The following is a 21,071-nucleotide window of genomic DNA, read 5'->3' on the forward strand; positions in this document are numbered from 1 at the left end:
TATTTTTATTTACTCAGTGATTCCAAAATAATATTTTTGAAGTACTCCACGAAGGCTTCAGGTGTGAAACTTCCCAAGTCGCCTTCCCCGTGCTTACGCACAGAGACTTTGCCTTCGGCCTGTTCTTTTTCCCCTACAATCAGCATGAAGGGCACTTTTTTCACTTCAGAGTCCCTGATCTTACGTCCAATTTTCTCATCTCTGTTGTCAATAGAACCAACGATATCGTTCTCTTCCAGTAGTTGATGAACAGTATTAGCGTATTCAATAAATTTTTCTGAAATAGGCAAAATATTAATTTGCTCAGGCGATAACCACAAAGGAAAATTCCCCGCGCAATGCTCAATGAGTACGGCAACAAACCTTTCCAATGAACCAAACGGTGCTCTGTGAATCATCACCGGACGGTGCTTTTGGTTATCAGAACCCACATATTCCAATTGGAATCTATCCGGTAACTGATAATCTACTTGGATGGTTCCCAGCTGCCAGCTTCTTCCCAAGGCATCCTTCACCATAAAGTCCAACTTAGGACCATAGAAGGCTGCTTCTCCAAGTTCTGTTATTGTCTCCAAGCCTTTTTCCTGAGCGGCTTCAACAATAGCTGACTCCGCTTTGTTCCATGCATAATCTCCGCCAATGTACTTTTCTTTGTTTTCAGGATCTCTCAAAGAGATTTGCGCAGTATAGTCATCAAAGCCTAGGGCTTTGAATACATACAATACCAAATCAATAACTTTGATGAATTCCTCTTTCACCTGATCTGGACGGCAGAAAATGTGTGCATCATCTTGAGTAAAACCTCTTACTCTGGTCAAACCATGCAATTCACCACTTTGCTCATATCGATACACTGTACCAAATTCAGCATATCGTATCGGCAAATCCTTGTAAGATCTTGGCTTATGTTTATAAATCTCACAGTGGTGAGGACAGTTCATTGGTTTTAACAAGAATTCCTCTCCTTCATGAGGTGTAGCTATCGGCTGGAAAGAATCCTTACCATACTTCTCATAGTGACCTGACGTTTCATAGAGCGCCTTATGGCCAATGTGAGGCGTTACCACTTGTTGGTACCCTGATTTATCTTGCGCCTTTTTCAAAAAGTTTACTAAACGCTCTCTTAGTAAAGTCCCCTTAGGCAACCAAAGCGGTAAACCCATACCAACCTTTTCAGAGAAGGTGAACAATTCCAGTTCTCTTCCTAATTTTCTATGGTCACGCTTTTTGGCTTCCTCAAGCATTTGCAAATACTCAGTAAGCTCCTTTGCTTTAGGGAAGGAAACTCCATAAATCCTGGTGAGCATTTTATTGTTCTCATCCCCTCTCCAGTAAGCTCCAGCTACATTTAGCAATTTAACTGCTTTGATGAAGCCAGTATTGGGGACGTGAGGTCCACGACAAAGGTCTACAAAATTACCTTGCTCATAAAAAGTAATTTTACCATCTTCAAGGCCATCTATGAGGTCCAATTTATATTCATCGCCTTTATCTTTGAAATAGGCAATTGCATCGCTTTTAGAAATATCCTTTCGAATGTATTCATTCTTTTGACGAGCAAGTTCCAGCATTTTCTTCTCAATGGCCTCCAATTCCGTTCCATCAACTTGCCTATCACCAAAATCCACGTCATAGTAAAAGCCCGTCTCAATGGAAGGACCAATCCCAAATTTTACTCCTGGATAAAGTACCTCCAGTGCTTCCGCTAAAAGGTGGGCTGAAGAATGCCAAAAAGTTGACTTTCCATCTTTGTCATTCCAGGTCAATAACTGGACTTCTGAATCTTTCAAAATGGGCCTTGTTGCATCCCAAACTTCACCATTTACTTTGGCTGCAAGAACGTTCCGAGCTAATCCCTCACTGATACTAAGCGCAATTTGTAAGCTGGTAGTTCCTTTTTCGTACTGTCTCACCGACCCATCGGGCAGTGTAATGTTAATTAATTCGTTAGACATCTAAACTTTAGAAAATTGTATTGAACAAAACACCTTTACAAACAGGTGCATTAAGTATGCAAATATGCAAATTCACACACGTATTGAAAAGTTTTAAGCTTAAAGAATTACAGGGAAGCGATAACTGAAATTTGAAGACTCAGTTCTGATGTCTAAAATGGCTGGGCACATTTCCAAGGTGATTATTAAATGCCAATGTAAAATATTGCGGATTTTTGTAGTCATTTTCATTGGCTATTTCGGAAATGAACTGTTGGCTATCCAAAATCAGGCTTCTTACATTGAGGTTTCTCTTGGATGTAGATAATCGTTTTCATTCTAAAACTTAGCCCCATAGGTTTTTAAGTATAGGGTTGACAATTCGCTTTCCTTAAATTGTGGTGGAAGAAGTCAATATTATGGACGGAAATTTTATTGTGGATCAATACAAAGCTGCGGTAATGATGGTATCAAAACATTCAAAAATCAGTTTAATTGATTTTAAAAAACGCTCAAAAAAAGAGACAATAAAATATATCTGGAGAATCTTTAGTGCATTAGTTGGGACAATATTCTGAAAAAATGCACAATTTCGAAGACTCTTCAATATTCTTTGAGACAAATAAAGAATATTATCCCATTAGTAAGCATGTGCAGCATTGCTTTTCTAGATTAATTTTAAAACACAATCAACAGCATTAAACTAAATTGCTTTCTGCTTTTTCATTAGTAGTATCATCAATAAATAGGTGATTTCTGGAATGCTATTTGTTATTAAAATATATCAAAAATAATTTATTATGGCGAAAAATCATGGATCAAATATAAAAAATGATGAGCAGTATGAAGCCTTGCGTGATAAAGGAATGAGCAAGACAAAAGCAGCCAGAATAGCCAACTCTCCTGATTCTGGCAAAAAAGGAGGTCAGGCTAAACCTTATGAGGAATGGACAAAAGATAATTTATATGACAAAGCCAAAGAAGTTGGCATTGAGGGTAGAAGTAAAATGAGCAAAGATGAGTTGATCAAAGCCTTGAGAAATTCATAATTTGAAATTATTTAATAATCCTTCCACCTTGGAACGGCCTTTGCAGTGTTTACATTAATAACTACAAATAAGTTTTTCAACCAAAACCAAAGAACCAATGTCTAACAACTTGCAATTAAAAGGAAATTGGAATGAGCTTAAAGGTAAGCTTAAATCTAAATATGGTGAATTAACAGATGATGATTTGATGTATGCTGAAGGTCAAGAAGACCAACTCTTAGGTAGGATTCAGAAAAAAACGGGAGAATCAATTGATGACCTCAAACAGTTTCTGTTTACCGAATCTGAGGATGAAAAAGCTTAATTTAATCACATCATAAGGATGGCCAGTGGATAAATCCACTGGCCATTTTCTATTTATGCTCAATCCAAATCTATGTTAATCCGTTTCAAAAATAAAAGTGCGTTATCCAATTCATTTTGAGTAGCTTGAACAAGGTCCTTTGGTTTTTCAATAACTTCACTAAAAAGTCCTTTATAATAAATTATACTAGTTTCTAGATTCGACTTAAAACTTTGGAGATTCTTTTGCCACTTACGGTCTGGGGCTAACTTGAATTGTTGGATTTCTTTTTTTAAATGATCCATATACAATTGCAACTCCTTGATCAAAAAATAAGGCCTATTGACTTCCTGATGCAAGGAGGTTTTACCATAAATATGATCTATCATTTCCCGCAAACTATAAACACCTTTGAAATAAGCCAAATTTGGTCCAGGGCAAATAGTAACTGCTTCTAAATTTCTATCTGGCCTTACACCATTTGCCAATAGAACCGGAGCACTTAATCCTTCACACAAACAATCTTTCTCTAATATGATAGAAGCTTCATGCTCAAAATTATCACTACCCGTTTTTTTTAACTGCTTTAACTTTAAGTGTTGATATTGTCGGGAGGAGGTACAAATGGGTATTTTAGTAAATTCAGTATCGAATGAAAGTGTTTTTTTGTAACAAGGGCTTCCTGGTCTGTTTTTTTTAATCCTTTCCTTCCTTTGGTCTTCTCCCGAGCTAATTCTAAGGTTGTTGAATGGAACTCCCAATGGTGATGCATGGCTTAGGAAAAAATCAGATTCTTTAGCTTCCAAAATCCTATTCAAAGTGTCCTTGTCAACACTTGTAGCCTCTGGAACCAATAGAAATGGACTGCCCCATCCTGTCCCATCCAGTTGATAATGATTTAGTAATAGTTGATCTTCTTCAAAGTTTCCAATTCCGCCTTGAGCCGTTATTCTTACTTTACTGTTTTTATCTAGTAAATTCCTGTTTTTGTCAGATAAGGCTGTTTGACATATTTTAAAAAGTTCAGCCTCTAATTCAGTTCTTTTACTCTTAAATTCTTCCAAAATTGGCCCCATCAAATTTCCCTCGGTGGCAAAAGCATGACCACCACAATTAAGTCCAGACTCGATTCTAAATTCCCTGATCCACAATCCTTTATTCGCCAAAAATTTTCCTTGGATAAGTGCTGATCTAAAATCACTTACTTTTAGAATTACACCTTTTTTTATTTTCCCGTTTTCATCTGGAAAGAAATCATCAAATTGTTCCAGATAAGTAAAAAGAGCAGGATTCATCCCCGCTGAAAACACAACTGAAGAACAGAGGTCAGACATTGCATAACCTCTTAATGCAGACAAAGCGTCTGAAAACTCCCTAGGAAGAGCTTGTCCCTTTTCATTATAATTTAACTTATCGACCTTGGTCATGATGTTAACATCTATTCTTCCAGGTCTGATTCCTTGTCTTAGCACCTCTTGCAATTCGATCCTGGCTTGATGTTTGGCATTTCTCATGACCTCATACAATCGTGCGAAAGGTTGGCTGATAGGAAGCATTTCAAAGTACTTGGTTATATTAGAACCTGCATCTTCAAAAGATTCAGCCTTGAGTTGAGTGATTTGATCGTTTACTATTTTGTGAAGCAAATTAAGGTAAGCAGTTATTCTCTTGGCTCGGGCATCTTCAGATTTAGTATCTATTGTCAAATAAGGTTCCATAAATTTCCTGCAGAGTACCTTCCTCATTGACTCTATTAACCCATCTTCCATGATGGAAACACAACTGTCTATTCCAAATCTTGCCACCTTAATTGGGCTGTCTATGGTATAACCTAAACCCATAACAGGAAGGTGAAAACTATGAATATTTGGCGTTGATTTAGAGTGGTTAATATCTATTATACTCATGATGTTGACTTTTTCTTGGTCAACAAAGCTAATAGGAAGGCCAGCTTAAAAAGTTTTTATTGGTCAGGCCTCAAACTGATAAAAGTCATCTCTTCATTTCAAAAATGACAAACTAACCTCTGTTCCTTCACCAGGATGGCTTTTTATATCCAAGAGGCCTTTATTGTAAGCTACCAATTGCTTTACTAAAAGAAGGCCTAAGCCTGATCCGGTTTCCTGGTCAGTACCTTTTTTTGATATAATAGCTGTATTGCCACTTTGTAGAGCGTTCAAGTCAACATCATCAATACCTACCCCCGAATCAATAATCCTTAATTTTACATACTGGTCATTTTCACTATACCGAATCTCAATTGTTCCACCCCTAGGAGTAAATTTGATGGCATTATTCAAAAGATTTTGGAATATTATACCCAAGTGATTTTTATCCACTAAAGCAGATGGCACAGAAGTTTTCTTGTGATAAAGTGATATTTCCTTCAACAATAATTGAGTGTCAAAATTTGTAAGCTTACTTTCCACAAATTGGGGAAGGTTGATACTTACAATTTGGGCCTCTGCTCCTTCTAATTGGCTTTTTGCCCACTTCAAAAGGCTATCAAGCATGGCATCTGTTTTGGTAACTTGTAACCTCAATAGATTGATGACTTCACTTTTATCATTTTCCTCAAAATATCCTGTCTGCTCCATTTCCAATATTTGCTTGATCGAATTTATAGGAGATTTTAAATCATGGGAAAGAATGGAAAACAACTCATTTTTAGAGTTGTTGATGTTATTTAATAACTTGTTTTGATGTGCTAACTGAATTTTCTGTTGTTTAATTTTCGCGTGATTGACCTCTAGTTTTTTTAAAAACCTATTTTTAATTATAAGGTGACGAATAAACATCCACAATAACAAAATAAGAAAGACTACCAAAATCAACAAAGAGATATTCCATACCTTATTAGAGCGAGATTTCTCCAGTATCAAAGCCTTTTCGTGAGCCAATTGTTGATTTTTGACTTCTGCCAATTTTAAATTGGACTGATTGATTTCTCTGGTCTTTTCTAAATTATAAAGGCTATCATTGTTGGCCTTGTTGATCAATGCATAATGCAAGGCCTTTTTAAAATCATTCAATGAATCGTAAGCAGTCATCAATAGCTTAGAAGAGCGTTCCAAGTCCCAAAAGGCATGACTCATATTGGCATACAAAAAACCCTTTTCCGCAAGTTTTACAGCTGATTGGAAATCCTTCCTTTTAAATGCGATTTTGCCTAATCCAGTATAAGTAAACGACTTCTCCCAATTATTAAGGTGACTTGAATCTGCCAGAACGCTTTGAAAATAATTAGTAGCAGAATCCAAATCTCCAATGGCAAAAAACAAATCTGCAATCCTGTTGGGAACCATTTTATCCAAAAATGGATCTGGTTTTTTTTCCAATAGTTTTTTTGCCATAAACAGACTTTCCAAGGCTTCATCTATTTTGCCTAAACCTTTTTGAGCCACACCGATATTAAAATAATTGCGGGCAAGTGAAACAGTATCCCCAATTTTCAAATTTAGGCTTTTACTTCTCTCCCACATGTGGATAGCCATCTCATAATCAAGTAAGCCCAAAAGCACCAATCCTCGACCATTCCAAGCTGCAGCTAACTCTTCTGGATTATCTACTTCATCATTGAAAATGCCAAATGCCTCCTTGTAAGCATCCATACTTTTGTCATACCTTCCCGATGAGTAATAGATTGCACCTAGTTGATTGGCAGCTTTGCCTATCAAAAGTCTGTTATTATATTTTTCTGCTACATTTTTGGCTTGATTTGCAAACTTTAATGAGGAATCCAATTCATTGTATTTATAAAAATTAGATAACTCAATCAATGAATCAAATTGCTCAAACTCTCCCTGCGAAAAAGCATCCATTTGCTGCAAAAACAACAAAGGAAATATCACATATAAAATAGGTGAAAAATAGCTTGTCATCGGGTTGTTAGGTGATAGGATTAGTATAAGATCTAAACAATTTATACTAAAAATCAATTGTTTAGAACAACAAAAATAAAATTTAGTTGCATAAAAACTATACCTATTAGGATAAAAAGTAATGACCTACTAATTTTTTAAAAGTCCTTCCTGTTAAGTTTTAATTAAAAAAAACATACTTATTCCACTGGATCAATAACCTCAAACTTTTGTCAAAATCGGAAAAAAATACAAGCAGTTACCCTTGCCCCAGAAAATTCCTGAAATCAAAATAACCTAAATAAATCAATAACTACTTATTAATGGTATTTGAATATTAAAGGAACTACCATCTTTTTTATCATTCAATGGGTCAATCGAACAAGCAGCATAGAGAACCTTAGGAAGCCCATCATCACCTATTAAAAATTGTGGTCTTTCCAATCTATTCACAAGGACTTCCTCTCCGTTTTCCAATTGGATTTTTAAAGGCATAAACATGGCATTGTCCATTTTTTCCCAATCCATACCATCCTCAGAACACATGATAGCCAAGCCAGGATCCTCTCCTGTAATTTTTCCAGTAAAATCCTTAAATACAGTATAGAACCGTTTTGAACCATCATGGTACCAAACATACGGGTCTTCTGCTGAAGCCAGCTTCCCCTCTTCATCCCTTACATCAAAAACAAATTTATCTTGAGGAATAAATGGACCACCTGGAGTATCACTAATGGCTACACCGTGAACACCTCGCCAAGAAGGAGCATATAAATTTCCTTTAAAAAACAATAAATATTTGCCATCACTTGGTCGCTGAACTACCGCAGGATTGACCACTATAAGGTTATCGGGCAAGGCATCTGTTCCTTTTGGTGAAGGATTGAGAACATCTTTATCTTTCACACGGGTCCTGGGACTAAGCAAAGGCTTGTCTGATCTAACAATATTTCCAGCCACAAGATCTTCAATGCTATCAAACGTAACTACTCCTAATTGTTGGCTTTGCTGAATCAAATTCCTCTTACTTAAAGAAGCTCCTGGTGTACCTGGTTCTTGAGCTCCTGGATATTTTGACCCTGTATGGTATAAGTAATACTTTCCTTCGAACTTTTGGATATGGGGATTATGAACAGACTGACCATTCCAAGCATCAGGCATACCTTCATGGTGGCGTCCCTGCAAAACAACTTTTACAAATTTAAAATCATGGTCAGGATAATCTGATACGGCATAGGCAATTTCAGAATTAATTAGCCAGCCATCACCAAACCTATCATGGTTCTCACCTGATGGCCATCTCGAATAAAACATATGATATCGCCCATCTTCACCTTTCACCACACTTCCACCCCAAACAAAATAACCTTCATTATTCAAAATAGCAGCCCCTTTTAAAATTGGACTCTCTCCAACCTTGTCCAAATGCGCATTGACTTTTTGTGGCTCTAACTTAATTTGAGCTTTCACACAACCTTCAGAAAGCACTACAAAACAAAGTATAGTCGCAAGCCTTAACATTATCTTTTTCATAATTAACCTTCCTAATTTATCTCTCTAAATTAACATAATTAGTCCATTTACCCTAAAACCGATCTTCTTTTTTAACTTCCAGTTTTCTATTATCTTGAGAATCAAAACCTATTGCAAATTTACTTTGACCAATGAAAATAACCCTACTTTTCCTCTTATTCACATTATTATCCCTCTCATTTTCCTATTCCCAAAATGATTCTGATTATTCAAGAATTTATCTATCAGGTATAGATGCTGGCAGTCCTGTTGATTGGGAGTTTATGGTATCTGAAGGAAGAAAATCAGGCCAATGGCTGACCATTCCCGTCCCTTCAAACTGGGAGCAGCATGGGTTTGGAAATTATAACTATGGCCACGATCATAGGGAAAAAGACAGAAAATTGGGCCAAGAAACGGGCTTTTACAAGCATACTTTTAATGTCCCTCCTAACTGGAAAGGAAAAAGTATCCAAATTGTATTTGCAGGATCAATGACTGATACCAAGGTCAAAATCAATGGAAAAAGTGCAGGTCCGATGCATCAAGGAGCCTTTTATGAATTTAAATATGATATTACTCACTTACTTCAGTATGGGAATGAAAATTTACTTGAGGTAGAAGTAGCTAAGCACTCCGATAACGAATCCATAAACAGAGCCGAAAGACAGGCGGACTTCTGGATTTTTGGAGGGATTTTTAGACCAGTATATCTTGAAGTATTTCCTGCCACTAACTTTAAGCGTATCGCTATTGATGCTAAAGCTTCTGGAGAATTCAATGTGCTCATTAAGACGAACAAACCCATCAAAAAAGGGGAAGTACATATTGAAATTACTGATTTGAATACCGGTCAAACTATAGGCAATTTTAAACACGTCTTAGAGCAATCAGAACCCAATTTCAAAGATCAGGTTAAAAATATTATTCCTTGGAACCCGGAACGACCCAACTTATATAATGCCAAATTCACCCTTATCCAAAACGGGAAACCATTGTATACCCAAACAGAGCGGATAGGTTTCAGAACAGTTGATTTGAGAGAAAATGATGGTCTGTACGTTAACGGAACCAAGGTAATGCTAAAAGGAGTGAACCGACATTCTTTTCACCCCAAAACAGGCCGTGCATTAAGCGAAGCCAATCATAAAGAAGACATCAGCTTAATGAAAGAGATGAACATGAATGCTGTTCGGATGAGCCATTACCCTCCTGATGAGCGTTTTCTGGCTCTTTGCGACTCTTTAGGCCTCTTTGTTCTGAACGAAGTGACAGGTTGGCAAGATGGTTATGATACCATAGTTGGTCCAAAATTAATCAAAGAAACGGTGCTAAGAGATGAGAACCATCCATCAGTGATCATATGGGATCATGGTAATGAAGGTGGTTGGGACTTTGCCAATGAAAAATGGTTTCATGTCTATGATATCCAAAAACGACCTGTAATTTATCCTTGGCTAAATAAGAATGGTATGGACGCTTTTCATTATCCAAAATTCAAAGCCGGGGTCAACAGACTTTCCAATGGAAATGAAGTGTTTATGCCTACCGAAATGCTTCATGGCCTATATGATGGTGGACACGGTGCAGGATTAGAGGATTATTGGACTGACTACCTTAAAAACCCTAGAGCCGCTGGAGGTTTTCTTTGGGTATTTTCTGATGAGGCCATTGAGAGAACCGACCGAGCAGATAGCTTAGATGCGGATAGAAATCATGCACCTGACGGAATCGTTGGCCCATACCGAGAAAAAGAAGGAAGTTTCTATACAATCAAAGACATTTGGTCTCCCGTCCAAATCAGTAAAAAATTGATTTCTGAGAATTTTGATGGCAAGATAATTATTGAAAATCATCATCATTATACAAGCCTAAAAGGCTTTAAAGTTGAATGGCAACTTTATGCTATTCAGCAGTGGCAAGAACATCCACTACAATCAGGTAACTTGACTCTAGGAGATATTTTACCAGGAGAAGCTAAACAAATCCAATTACCATTAACAACCGATCTATCGATGGCTGATTGGTTAGAAGTCAAAATAAAAGATGAAACTGGGAATATGGTCAATAATTGGTCCTGGCCTATCCAGCAGCCCAAAGAATTCATCCAAGACCAACTCACGAACAAAGATGAAAACTCATCTTCTAATCCAAGCATGGTCACAAGTAATGAAGATTTTTGGCTTATAACAGCAGCAGGGCTAGAGTATGGTATCAACAAAAAAAATGGACAGTTGGAAAGCTTGAAAAAAAACGGTGTTTCAATTGCTTTCACTGGCCCAATACAAACTGCAGAATTCAAAGTTATTGATGTAACTCAAAGCAATGATGCAGATGGTAATATTGTAATCACAGGCAAATACGAAAGTTATCCTAAGGAAATTCAATGGACATTCTATGGTAACGGTTTGGTAAAATTCGAAGCTGCAGCAGCTTTTTCCAGAATGAACGAAGTCGAATATTTGGGTATCCATTTTTCTTTTCCTGAGGAAGCAGTCAAAAGCATTAAATGGATCGGAAATGGGCCTTACAGAGTCTGGCAAAACAGAATGAGAGGCCCTAAATTTGGCTTTTGGGAAAAGGGATACAACAATACCATTACTGGTTTCAGTCAAAAAGGAAAGCTGAGATACCCTGAGTTCAAAGGATATCACTCTAACCTTTATGCTTATGAGCTATCCTACTCCAATGGTTCGTTTAAGGTTTATAATGAAACACCTGGCTTGTTCTTCAGGTTATTTACTCCTGAAGACTCTCCCTTTACCAATCAAAATTTAACTGTTCCTTTTCCTGAGGGAGATCTATCATTTCTATATAAAATCCCTGCTATTGGAACCAAGTTTCATGATGCCAAAGACCTCGGACCACAATCACAAAAAGGAAGCAGTGTCGGCCATGGCGGAGATGTCAATGATCCTATCATACTTTGGTTTGACTTTAGATAGATTCCTAAATTGAACCTTTTTTCACAAAAAACAGTATATTCTGAATAACGCCTAGCAATATGGATTTAAAATCTCTTTGGAAAAATACAGAATATACTTTTGGTCTAAGTAATGATCTTTCCTTTCAGCCATTGATTAATTGGTGGGAGCAAAAAGTAAAAGAAGGAGATCTATATACTCCGCAGGTTCAAAGGTTTTTGGAGGACATCAAAAAGTATCCCATCCTAAATCAGGATAAAATTGATGTAAAAGCGCTTCAAGAAGATAAAGAAGCTTATGCTTTCATCGTACAATGTATATTTCCAGTATCACTTAATTTGTCCAGACAACTGTTTTTGATGTCGAAGCCTTTTGAGTTTGATATTATTTATAGTTCCCGACTATTTCAGGAAATGTTTTCAAGCCTTAGGGACAGCCCTGCCTGCTTTATTGAAGCGAAGCAAACAGAAATGTACTACTCAAAGCTTTTCCATGCTTATCAAGTTATTCTAAAGAAGTTTTACAGTATTGAAATAGAAGAGTCTAATTCATTGATCTATAAAATGATCAATATCAACGGAATAGATAAGTACTATTATTTGGAAATCAATGTCGACTTTGTTGATGCTGAGGCCTTAATGGAACTTCCATCCAAGGAAACCATCATGAATTCTTGTTCAGGGACTACTCCATGTATGAATGATTTCAATAGACTACAGCAAGTTTTACCTCTTGATAAGTTTAAGTTTAATGGCTTTTCAATTGGTTTTTTGAAAGATTTCACCGAAACTGAAAGCATTGCTGAACTGAACACGGCTTTGTTAAATGATCATGATTTTGCCTCTCCAAAGTTTTTGGAAACCATTGAAAGAAGTGTGAAGAGCTTATTGGGAAATGCTAAAATCAAAGTGGGAATTGCCGCATTCCAAAAATTTCAGGACAAATTCCTAATATCGGAAAAACGCTTGGCCAACAGTTACTTAATTAGGCAGATTTGCCAGATGGATTGTGACAAAAATTATGAAAGTGCCATAAATTTTCTATCCACTATCAGCGCACCAATTTTCCTCAATGAATTTGACGAATGTCCTGAGGCTAATAGTTCCTACAAAACCATTAAACAGTTGGGCATTGAGGAAATAATTATTTTACCCTTGCAGTATGGGGATAGCCCTGTTGGGGTTTTGGAGATCTGTTCTGAGGAAAAGGGAATTTTAAACAACATGATGCTGTCCAAACTGAAAAACATCAATCAGCCCTTGGCAATGGCACTTCAAAAAAACAGCAAACAGTTTGAGTATGAAGTGCAGAAAGTCATCAGAAAAAACTATACCGCTATCCAACCATCCATCGAGTGGAAATTTCTTGATGTGGCTGTCCAAAATATTTTGGATCAGGAAAATGGAAAAAACTCCAAACTCCAACCTGTTATATTTGACGATGTTTACCCGCTTTATGCTGCTGTGGATATTCGAAATTCATCCGCCACACGTGTAGAGTCCATCCAAAAAGACTTGCAACAACAGCTGAAATTAGGTTCAGATATTATATCCCAAGCACTTGAAAGCCACTATTTGCCCGTATTGGAAAAAATGAAATTCAAAATTGGGCAGATGCTTCAAGATATCCAGTTGATCTTGATTTCTGAAGATGAATCAAAAATCAACCAATTTCTATTGGATGAATTGGAGCCTCTTTTCAAACACCTGAAAAAAGTTCAGCCTGAGCTAGAGCCTTTGGTCAATGATTACTTCTCCACCATGGATGCTGAGTTGGGAATACTTTATGAGAATAGAAAGGCATTTGAAGATAGCCTTTCCATAATCAATCAAGCCATTGGGCAGCATATAGAGCAAGCTCAGGTTCAGGCCCAGAAAATGTTTCCGCATTATTTCGAGAAATACAAAACGGATGGTATTGATTATAATATCTACATTGGCCAGTCCTTGGTAAAAGATCGGATGTTCGATCCTATTTATCTTAAAAACCTCAAACTTTGGCAACTCACCACACTATGTGAAAGTGCGTTTTTAAGCCAATCTCTGAAGTCAAAACTCCCTATTCCACTTGAAACCACCCAGTTACTCCTAGTACACAGTGCACCACTGTCTATTAGTTTTAGGATGGATGAAAGGAAATTTGATGTAGAAGGAGCTTATAATATTCGCTACGAGATCATGAAAAAGCGAATAGACAAGGCCTTGATTTTAAACAGCAAAGAAAGGCTGACCCAACCAGGTACTATTGCCATCATCTATACCCAACCTAAAGAAGCAGAAGAATACTTGGATTACATCTATTATCTTCAAAACAAAGGACTTCTAGGAGATAAAGTAGAACAACTAGACCTGGAAGATTTGCAGGGTGTAAATGGTTTGAAAGCCTTGAGGATCAATTTGGCTGATATTCCATATTCTGATTATCCAAATAAGCAAAAAGACAAAATCAAAACTGATAACCAAAAGTAAAGGTAGGCAATACCCCTTCTTTGCTAATGGCCACTGTGCCGGAAAGCACCATCAAATTCAAAGGTGCCAACCAAACTCCAGCTCCAAAGCTATTGTGCCATTTGGAGCTGTTTTCATCTTTGTACCACACTCTTCCTATGTCATGGAAAATAGTAACTCCAACTGTGGCTGGAAAGAGATAGGTTGTAAAATCACTTAACCTGATGCGGGCTTCTGTATTGTTATAAATCATCGCATCTCCAGCAAACCTACTTCTTCGATATCCTCTCAAATTGTCCATTCCTCCCAGTGTTTGGGCTTGGAAAAATTCATATTGACCCCAATTGACACCTCCTCCAAATTGGGTGGCCCAAGTGATAATTGATGGAATCTGTCTGCTCCAATAAAGTGTCAAAGCTGTATTCATCTGTGTTAAGTCACCACTGTATTCATTGATTCCTTGCAGATGGCTAAACTGTTGTACAAATTTCACCCCACGATTGGGCATCTTGGGGTGATCTGTATCATCAACTACCAACTGAGCATTCAACCCTGCATATAGTTTGGCATTTTCCAAATCCTGTACATCCACATCTGTCTGATCTGGTGAATAGATATACTTGCCAAAATTATCATCTTCATCCATCCGGGTCCGCTGTAACAGTGGCCCAACCCTGAAAAGAACATTTTTAGTAAGATCCTTTCTCAACCAAGTGTTGAGATTGATTTGGTTGTAGCGTACACGATAATATTTGTAGCCATATTTGTCCTTGTCAAACTCTGCCCTCTCGTTTCCGTATCCAAAAAAGTTATTGACATAATTGGGTGCCTTGATTGTAGCATCCCATTCCACGTCCCAATCCTTAAGTACATCCACTGCCCTGCCCTGATAGTATAAATTAACAGCCAAAGTCTTGATGGCTATATTAGCTTTAATACTTTGTTGCATCGCAAAAGGCTCTTTCCTAAACCCTTGAGTAGTCCATTGTACCCCACCTCCAAGAAATATACCATCGTCTACATTGTACTCTAAAGATACGAGCGGAAATAACATGTCATACTTAAAAGCTTTACGGTCATATTCATAAACAGAAGGTTTTTTGGAAGATATCAACTTAGATGATTCTCCTAACAACAATGTATCCTGCTGCTTATTCCAATGGTAAACTAGATTTGCTTTATGGTCCAAATCACTTTTATCCTGAATTAAATTGGTATCAAATCCACCCAAAACCCGTACTTTAATTTCACCAGGGCCTGATCCAGTAATTTCAAAAATATCCTCCCCCCCCAATCCATAAATTCTGATTTCATTGGTTTCATTAGGGTCGAATTTCCTGTTATAGATTTTTTGCTTTACATTCCCTTTTTTGGAAATCTTGCTGACTTCCACGTCCACTTTGCCATCATCTTCATGTCTGATTTCAAACAGCTCACTTTTTTGGGTTCCATACACATCAACAGCTTTGGAAATAAACTCATAGTACTTTAAAGCTTCCTTCTTTAACCAACTTCTCCGATATTTAAGTTTATCCGTTATTTCAATACCTCTGTGTACGTAAATTTCATCCGGCAAACTGTGTACCGCCCCCTCAATGACTTCATCATCCATACGCTCAAGAAACTTATCAGCTTCCTCCTCCCAGTCCTCTTTGTCAAGATCGTTTAAAAAAGATCGATCAAAATAGCGTCCATTGAACATAAAACCATTCACATCCCGCATCTCATATCCAAAGCCTTGGAATTTGGGCATGATCCATTTTCGGCTAAATATCTTGGGCAACACGCCCTCATTTACAAAAAATGCTTGATCTCTGTCTCTGGGCACAGGCACGAATGCTCTTCCCTTTTTGTCCTCAACCCCAATCCATCTCCATTGGTCATCATGTCTGTCCCAATCCCCTATATACAAATCCAAAAGTCTAGCCCTCAAAATCTTCTTTTGGTCCAATTCATAGTCCTGATCTCCATAGCGTTTTCTCAACATTTTATCTGTACTATAAAACTTGTATTCTTCATCCTCCAGTTTTTCAGGAGTGATTTCACGCTCTTCATAAAGGTAGACTGCATTTCCAAAATTTTTCTGATAAATACCCAATTCAGGATCGTCTGGTAACCACACCAACTCTGGATTAGTATGGAATACTTTTGCTGCATCAGCCAATTTGGGGATAATCAAAGCGCCATAGGGATGGGAAGCTGAAATTTGATCTTGGACAATATCTTTAGCAACCGTATTTCTAAGTACCGCCGGAATAGCCGCTTCAGGAAATTTATCCACCGACCTCAACACAAATTCATTTCCAGTTGAATCAGCCAACCTTAAAGACCTCGTCTGCATTCCTCCTCCTCGCTTGACAATCTCCATTCCTCCTCTTTCCTTTTTTAAATCAAACGTGCGGAACCAAATGGGTTGTCCCCATTCATTCCGATAGTTTTTTCCATAAAACTTCTCTTCTTCGGGCCCTGCAAAATACTGTTGGCTTACTGCCGCCTTGACAGAATCTCGAAATGGCAACTTGGCTTGGATAACTTCCTGCTGCTGCCCACTTGATTTTGTATAGACTATATCAGAGTAAATCGGGTCAAAACCTTCTTCTAAACTGTAAAAATCCAACTTGACCTCACCATTTGAATAAAAGTCAAGAACCGCCAAGCCTTGTTGCTCGTAAGTAAATTCCGCCGGATTTTTCTTCTTGATCAATGTACTTTTAGATCCTGCACCGCTCACAATATGGCGTGCTTCCGGAGTAATGGTATACTCCAAAGCATGCTCATGCCCAGAAAGCACCACCACATTAGGATGACCTTCCATGATAGCTTCCATGCTTTTGATTAATTGCTGATATTTTGGGTGAGGAACATCCTGAATATTGCCCAAATAAGTTCTATACAAAGGATAAATCGAACCAATTACCGGCAATGGAATGTATAGATCTGGGTTAATGGCAGTAAAGGGAAAGAGATGGTCCTTCCAGCTAAAAGCTCCGTTATGCTCTCCAAAGGTCTCCATGGGATGGTGCATGGCGAGTAACACTAATTTATCCTGATTGGCTTCAAAGACATCCCCAATAGCTGCTATCAATTCATCTTCAGACTTATATTCACAATCTGAATCAAGTCCAGGCCTGTTGACCGGCTGAAGCCACCATTGACTATCAATAGCTATCAACACAGTATGTTCATTCAGTTCCCGCACATAAGGACCAGGACAGCCATCTTGCGGAACCCAAAAAACATTGTTCAGGTGTAATGAATCCACATAGGCTTGTGCTCTAAGAATTGCATTCCAGCCTCCATCATGTCCTTTCTCCCAATCATGATTACCAGGAATCATCCAGATTTCTCCTTCTACCTGATTGGAAAATGCAAACTGAGCGTCTAAGATAGCCTTACTTAAGGTCTCCCTTTTATCCCCCAATTCGGGCATGCCTTTAGGATAAATATTATCCCCTAAAAAAATAACATCCGATTTAATTCCACTAAGCTCTCTCTTGAGCATCTTTTCCACCATCAGACTTACAGGATGAGAGTTGCCATCTAGCTGTCCACCATCCCCGATAAGGTAAAGCCTTTGAGTGATTTCTTGTGAAAATGAGCTTCCAACTAATCCAAACCATAAAATTATCAATAAGCTCCTTTTCATTTCATTTCAGGTTTATAGGAGAACTTTAAAATATTGGCATTCCCTCCGTCCGCTTCATTGGAGATAAACATATTGCCTGTATCATCAAAAGTGATTCCTTCAGCTTGCTTAAATAATTTAGGATCAAGTCTGTGCAAAGACTCCATATCCCCAAATTTATCCATTATCAAAAGCCATTTCCCCACTGATGAAAGGACATATAACTTGCCAGAAATGGGATGCAATGCCGTAGCTGAAGGCTTTATTGTCAATTTATACTCGTCTTGTTCATGTAGAAGCCTACGCATTTTCTTTTCCGTCAATTTAAAATCCTTGGCTTCTGAATACTTACCTTCTTTTATATTAAACCAAAATGCGCTGGAAACATTCTTATCATCATCTAATTTGCACTCCTTACAAAATAATATAAGCTTTTCTTCATCAAAATGACCAACAGATTCAAGATCACGCTTACCTTCATATGGAAAATTGTATTTAATTGAACTTACATCTTGGTCGAAAACATTTCTAACTTCATATAAATCACCATTACTCTTCAATGCAAACAACCTATCACCAGTCCATAAAACATCCTCAACATCCATGTTTTTGGCAAACTTGCTCATGCGAATTACCCTATTATTTGGCCAAGCAATTTCATAGATTACTGAAGACTCATCTTCTATGAGCCAAAAGTTACCATTAGGAGCTAAAGTCAGTCCTGACACTTCATCCAATCTTTCCGGAAGAATAAGTTTTTCTGGCTCAGCTAAATTATATCCAGGAGGAGAAATATACTCACCATCAAAACGTTTTTCTCTCAATCCACAAGATGAAATTATAACAAAAAAGAAAAAGACTATAAATTTAAAGTGATGCATGCTTTAGTGATATATTACTGTTAAATTTAGTTTTTTCAAGGGACATAAAAAGTATGGAACCAACCAAAATTCAAATTATAGAGAAAGTTTCTGGATATGTGAAAGGTCACTTTCAAAGTAATGATACCAAACTTTTCATTTATCATAATTTAGAACATACGGAAGATGTAGTAAAAGCTGCAGCTAAAATCGCTGAGAACTATTCCCTTACTGAGGAAGATTATGATGCTCTATTGGTGGCTGCTTGGTTTCATGATTCCGGTTGCTGGGGAAGAACTGAACTTAAAGACCATGAAAATAGAAGTGCCAAACTTGCAGAGGACTTTCTGACTCAAGAAGGTGCCAGCATCAACTTTATCTCAAAAGTCAAGTCAGCGATTAAATCCACCAAAATGCCCCAAAATCCAAATGGCCTTGTTGAAGAAATCCTTTGTGATGCGGATCTTTTTCACCTCGGGAGCGAAGATTATTATGACCGTTCATTAAAACTCTGGGAAGAGTTTATTCAAATGAAAGTGTTTGATATTGATATTTTATCATGGCTTAAATCGAATTTGATTTTCCTAGGAAAACACAAGTACCATACAGAATATTGTAGGCAAAATTTAATAGCAGGCAAGCAAAAAAACATGGCTGATTTGGTTCAAAAAATAGAGGAAATGGAAGCTGATAAACCTAAGAAAAAGAAGAATAAAAAAAATAAAGGCCCCGAGAGAGGAATAGAAACGCTATTCCGTACTACATCCAGAAATCACCTTGAACTTAGTTCAATAGCAGACAACAAGGCAAATATCATGATTTCTGTTAATTCAATTATCCTAACTATTATTGTTTCGGTACTTTTAAGAAAATTAGAAGAATTTCCCAACTATATCATTCCGACAGTCATGTTGCTCAGCACAAGTTTGATTACCATGGTCTTTGCCATACTGGCCACCAGACCAAACATTAGCTCAGGAAAAGTCACTAGAGAAGCCATTGATAAAAAAGAGTCGAACCTGCTCTACTTTGGAAATTTTCATGAAATGAAATTGGAAGAATATCAATATGGCATGAAGAAAATGATGGAAGATGCTGATTTTCTATATGGCAGCATGACTAAAGATATCTATTACCTTGGGCAAGTTTTAGGGAAGAAATACAAACTTCTAAGAAAAAGTTATACGGTATTTATGTTTGGGTTTATTGTATCCATACTGGCTTTTGTGGTGGCTTCAGTCTTTTTCCCAGTGGATACCTATTGATCAAAAATCAATTTGGGAACCCTCAATGTCCAGCTTTTCTATCCAAATGTTTCTGTAAAGCACATCATGACCTTCCGCTTGTAGCTTAATTCCTCCAGGTTGGTCAGTGATTCCTTTACCTCCATCATTTCCACCGTCAATACCTGAATTTGGCCCACCCCAAACCTGTTGGATATGGACGTTGTCATGAATCTTTTGGCCATTGAAATAAATGCTTACCAAAGCCTTTTCCTTAAGCTTACCGTCTTTGTCAAAGCGCGCCGCCCTAAAAGTAATGTCATAAGCATTCCATTTTCCTAATCCATTATAAGCTGAATATGGAGCTGCTTTCTCATTGATTATAGCGGCCATTCCATGAGCTGTAGAATCTCCATCCAAGACCTGGATCTCATATCGATTTTGTAAATATACACCGCTATTTCCTCCAGGATGCTGGATCAGAAACTCTATATGCAACCTGAAATCCTTAAATTTTTCTTTGGTGACAATATCCGCAGCTCCATATAGGCCGTTAGCTGCGGCAGGGTCATTGGTATTGACTGCTGTTCCAGCATCTACAGGGTCATCTACTATCTTCCATTTTATGGGAGGCTCTGCTGCCAATCTTGGTCCCTCCCAATATTCCCAATTTTTATCCAGCATTTTTTTGCTTCCATCAAAAAGCCAATGAGCACTCCTTGGCTTTTTAGCTCCCACTCCTATTTGAGCCATTGAGACTAAAGGTAAAAAAATTAACAAACAGGAAAATACACTCTTAAAAATACTACGGTTCATAGGTTTATTATTTTTAGGCTTAATTAGGTAAAGGACAAATTGTAAAACCAATTTAGATAAAATAATACAGAAACTTCCAACCGATTATCCAAATATTCAGGAGCTGTATCGATTTAATCAATCAACTACATTGATCACAAATTCCTTTGACCACTAGATTCGCCTCTTCTTGCACAAACTTCTTTGGCAATCCAATGCTTGGGATCTTAAAATCAGGCAAACAAAAAGTACCGTTGCATATCCGACAGTAAAAGTGAACATGAAGGTCTTTTTCAATAGCGCAATTGCAGCTTTCCTCGCAAAGTGCATATTTCATCACACCCGTACCATCATCGATACTGTGAATGATTTTCTTCTCTTGAAAAGTCTTCAAGGTCCTATACAGTGTCACACGATCCGAATGCTCAAAAGAGTTCTCTAAATCAGTAAGGCTTATGGCCACTTTTTGGGCCAATAAGGTCTCCAACACCAACAGCCTCACGGCTGTTGGGCGGATACTGTTACTGCTCAAATATTTCTCCAAACTTTTGATTTTCAT

At 37.6% G+C, this 21,071-nt stretch carries 13 protein-coding genes; 5 read left to right on the top strand and 8 right to left on the bottom strand.

Translation table 11 applies throughout. The features are described from left to right. Positions 1 to 5: 5 nt before the first annotated feature. Complete coding sequence (thrS, locus tag IFO69_RS11305; RefSeq protein WP_192010207.1) at positions 6 to 1,955, bottom strand: threonine--tRNA ligase; 1,950 nt, start codon at positions 1,953 to 1,955, stop codon at positions 6 to 8. 779 nt (positions 1,956 to 2,734) lie between these two features. Between thrS and IFO69_RS11310 the strand changes: the two genes are divergently transcribed. Both IFO69_RS11310 and IFO69_RS11315 read left to right on the top strand, forming a co-directional pair. Continuing rightward, on the top strand, positions 2,735 to 2,983 hold the full coding sequence (locus IFO69_RS11310; protein WP_192010208.1) for a DUF7218 family protein: 249 nt from the start codon (positions 2,735 to 2,737) through the stop codon (positions 2,981 to 2,983). Positions 2,984 to 3,080: 97 nt separating this feature from the next. After that, positions 3,081 to 3,287: a CsbD family protein gene (locus IFO69_RS11315; RefSeq protein ID WP_192010209.1), complete on the top strand. Its 207-nt coding sequence runs from the start codon at positions 3,081 to 3,083 to the stop codon at positions 3,285 to 3,287. Between the two features lie 59 nt (positions 3,288 to 3,346). Here the strand turns inward: IFO69_RS11315 and IFO69_RS11320 are convergent, their stop codons facing one another. The 3 genes from IFO69_RS11320 to IFO69_RS11330 all read right to left on the bottom strand — a co-directional run bounded on the left by IFO69_RS11320 (position 3,347) and on the right by IFO69_RS11330 (position 8,659). Next, entirely contained in the window at positions 3,347 to 5,173 is a 1,827-nt protein-coding gene (locus IFO69_RS11320) for a hypothetical protein (RefSeq protein ID WP_192010210.1), read from the bottom strand. A gap of 93 nt (positions 5,174 to 5,266) precedes the next feature. Continuing rightward, on the bottom strand, positions 5,267 to 7,147 hold the full coding sequence (locus IFO69_RS11325; RefSeq protein ID WP_192010211.1) for a tetratricopeptide repeat-containing sensor histidine kinase: 1,881 nt from the start codon (positions 7,145 to 7,147) through the stop codon (positions 5,267 to 5,269). 285 nt (positions 7,148 to 7,432) lie between these two features. Further along, entirely contained in the window at positions 7,433 to 8,659 is a 1,227-nt protein-coding gene (locus tag IFO69_RS11330) for a glycoside hydrolase family protein (RefSeq protein ID WP_192010212.1), read from the bottom strand. 131 nt (positions 8,660 to 8,790) lie between these two features. Here IFO69_RS11330 and IFO69_RS11335 point away from each other — a divergent pair, with 131 nt between their 5' ends. Together IFO69_RS11335 and IFO69_RS11340 are read left to right on the top strand one after the other, a co-directional pair. Continuing rightward, positions 8,791 to 11,583: a glycoside hydrolase family 2 TIM barrel-domain containing protein gene (locus IFO69_RS11335; protein ID WP_192010213.1), complete on the top strand. Its 2,793-nt coding sequence runs from the start codon at positions 8,791 to 8,793 to the stop codon at positions 11,581 to 11,583. Positions 11,584 to 11,642: 59 nt separating this feature from the next. Further along, complete coding sequence (locus tag IFO69_RS11340) at positions 11,643 to 14,030, top strand: GAF domain-containing protein (RefSeq protein ID WP_192010214.1); 2,388 nt, start codon at positions 11,643 to 11,645, stop codon at positions 14,028 to 14,030. Here the strand turns inward: IFO69_RS11340 and IFO69_RS11345 are convergent. Together IFO69_RS11345 and IFO69_RS11350 are read right to left on the bottom strand one after the other, a co-directional pair. Then, positions 14,008 to 17,655: a BamA/TamA family outer membrane protein gene (locus IFO69_RS11345; RefSeq protein ID WP_192010215.1), complete on the bottom strand. Its 3,648-nt coding sequence runs from the start codon at positions 17,653 to 17,655 to the stop codon at positions 14,008 to 14,010. The two genes, IFO69_RS11340 and IFO69_RS11345, sit on opposite strands and share 23 nt — an antisense overlap. Continuing rightward, positions 17,652 to 18,515, bottom strand: a complete 864-nt coding sequence (locus tag IFO69_RS11350; RefSeq protein WP_192010216.1) for an SdiA-regulated domain-containing protein — start codon at positions 18,513 to 18,515, stop codon at positions 17,652 to 17,654. Before IFO69_RS11350 ends, IFO69_RS11345 begins: the two co-directional genes overlap by 4 nt. A 53-nt stretch (positions 18,516 to 18,568) precedes the next feature. Here IFO69_RS11350 and IFO69_RS11355 point away from each other — a divergent pair, with 53 nt between their 5' ends. Then, complete coding sequence (locus tag IFO69_RS11355) at positions 18,569 to 19,759, top strand: Pycsar system effector family protein (RefSeq protein WP_192010217.1); 1,191 nt, start codon at positions 18,569 to 18,571, stop codon at positions 19,757 to 19,759. Here IFO69_RS11355 and IFO69_RS11360 read toward each other — a convergent pair whose 3' ends face one another. Then, complete coding sequence (locus tag IFO69_RS11360) at positions 19,760 to 20,533, bottom strand: 3-keto-disaccharide hydrolase (protein ID WP_394354466.1); 774 nt, start codon at positions 20,531 to 20,533, stop codon at positions 19,760 to 19,762. Between the two features lie 121 nt (positions 20,534 to 20,654). Further along, positions 20,655 to 21,071: a Fur family transcriptional regulator gene (locus tag IFO69_RS11365; protein ID WP_225444101.1), complete on the bottom strand. Its 417-nt coding sequence runs from the start codon at positions 21,069 to 21,071 to the stop codon at positions 20,655 to 20,657.

The organism is Echinicola arenosa, from assembly GCF_014841125.1.
In the GTDB taxonomy this organism is placed as follows: Bacteria; Bacteroidota; Bacteroidia; order Cytophagales; family Cyclobacteriaceae; genus Echinicola; species Echinicola arenosa.

Coding starts and splice junctions, on each gene's coding strand:
- thrS (WP_192010207.1), bottom strand. CDS start 1,955: ATGTCTAACGAATTAATTAACATTACACTGCCCGATGGGTCGGTGAGA.
- IFO69_RS11310 (WP_192010208.1), top strand. CDS start 2,735: ATGGCGAAAAATCATGGATCAAATATAAAAAATGATGAGCAGTATGAA.
- IFO69_RS11315 (WP_192010209.1), top strand. CDS start 3,081: ATGTCTAACAACTTGCAATTAAAAGGAAATTGGAATGAGCTTAAAGGT.
- IFO69_RS11320 (WP_192010210.1), bottom strand. CDS start 5,173: ATGAGTATAATAGATATTAACCACTCTAAATCAACGCCAAATATTCAT.
- IFO69_RS11325 (WP_192010211.1), bottom strand. CDS start 7,147: ATGACAAGCTATTTTTCACCTATTTTATATGTGATATTTCCTTTGTTG.
- IFO69_RS11330 (WP_192010212.1), bottom strand. CDS start 8,659: ATGAAAAAGATAATGTTAAGGCTTGCGACTATACTTTGTTTTGTAGTG.
- IFO69_RS11335 (WP_192010213.1), top strand. CDS start 8,791: ATGAAAATAACCCTACTTTTCCTCTTATTCACATTATTATCCCTCTCA.
- IFO69_RS11340 (WP_192010214.1), top strand. CDS start 11,643: ATGGATTTAAAATCTCTTTGGAAAAATACAGAATATACTTTTGGTCTA.
- IFO69_RS11345 (WP_192010215.1), bottom strand. CDS start 17,655: ATGAAAAGGAGCTTATTGATAATTTTATGGTTTGGATTAGTTGGAAGC.
- IFO69_RS11350 (WP_192010216.1), bottom strand. CDS start 18,515: ATGCATCACTTTAAATTTATAGTCTTTTTCTTTTTTGTTATAATTTCA.
- IFO69_RS11355 (WP_192010217.1), top strand. CDS start 18,569: ATGGAACCAACCAAAATTCAAATTATAGAGAAAGTTTCTGGATATGTG.
- IFO69_RS11360 (WP_394354466.1), bottom strand. CDS start 20,533: ATGAACCGTAGTATTTTTAAGAGTGTATTTTCCTGTTTGTTAATTTTT.
- IFO69_RS11365 (WP_225444101.1), bottom strand. CDS start 21,071: ATGAAAATCAAAAGTTTGGAGAAATATTTGAGCAGTAACAGTATCCGC.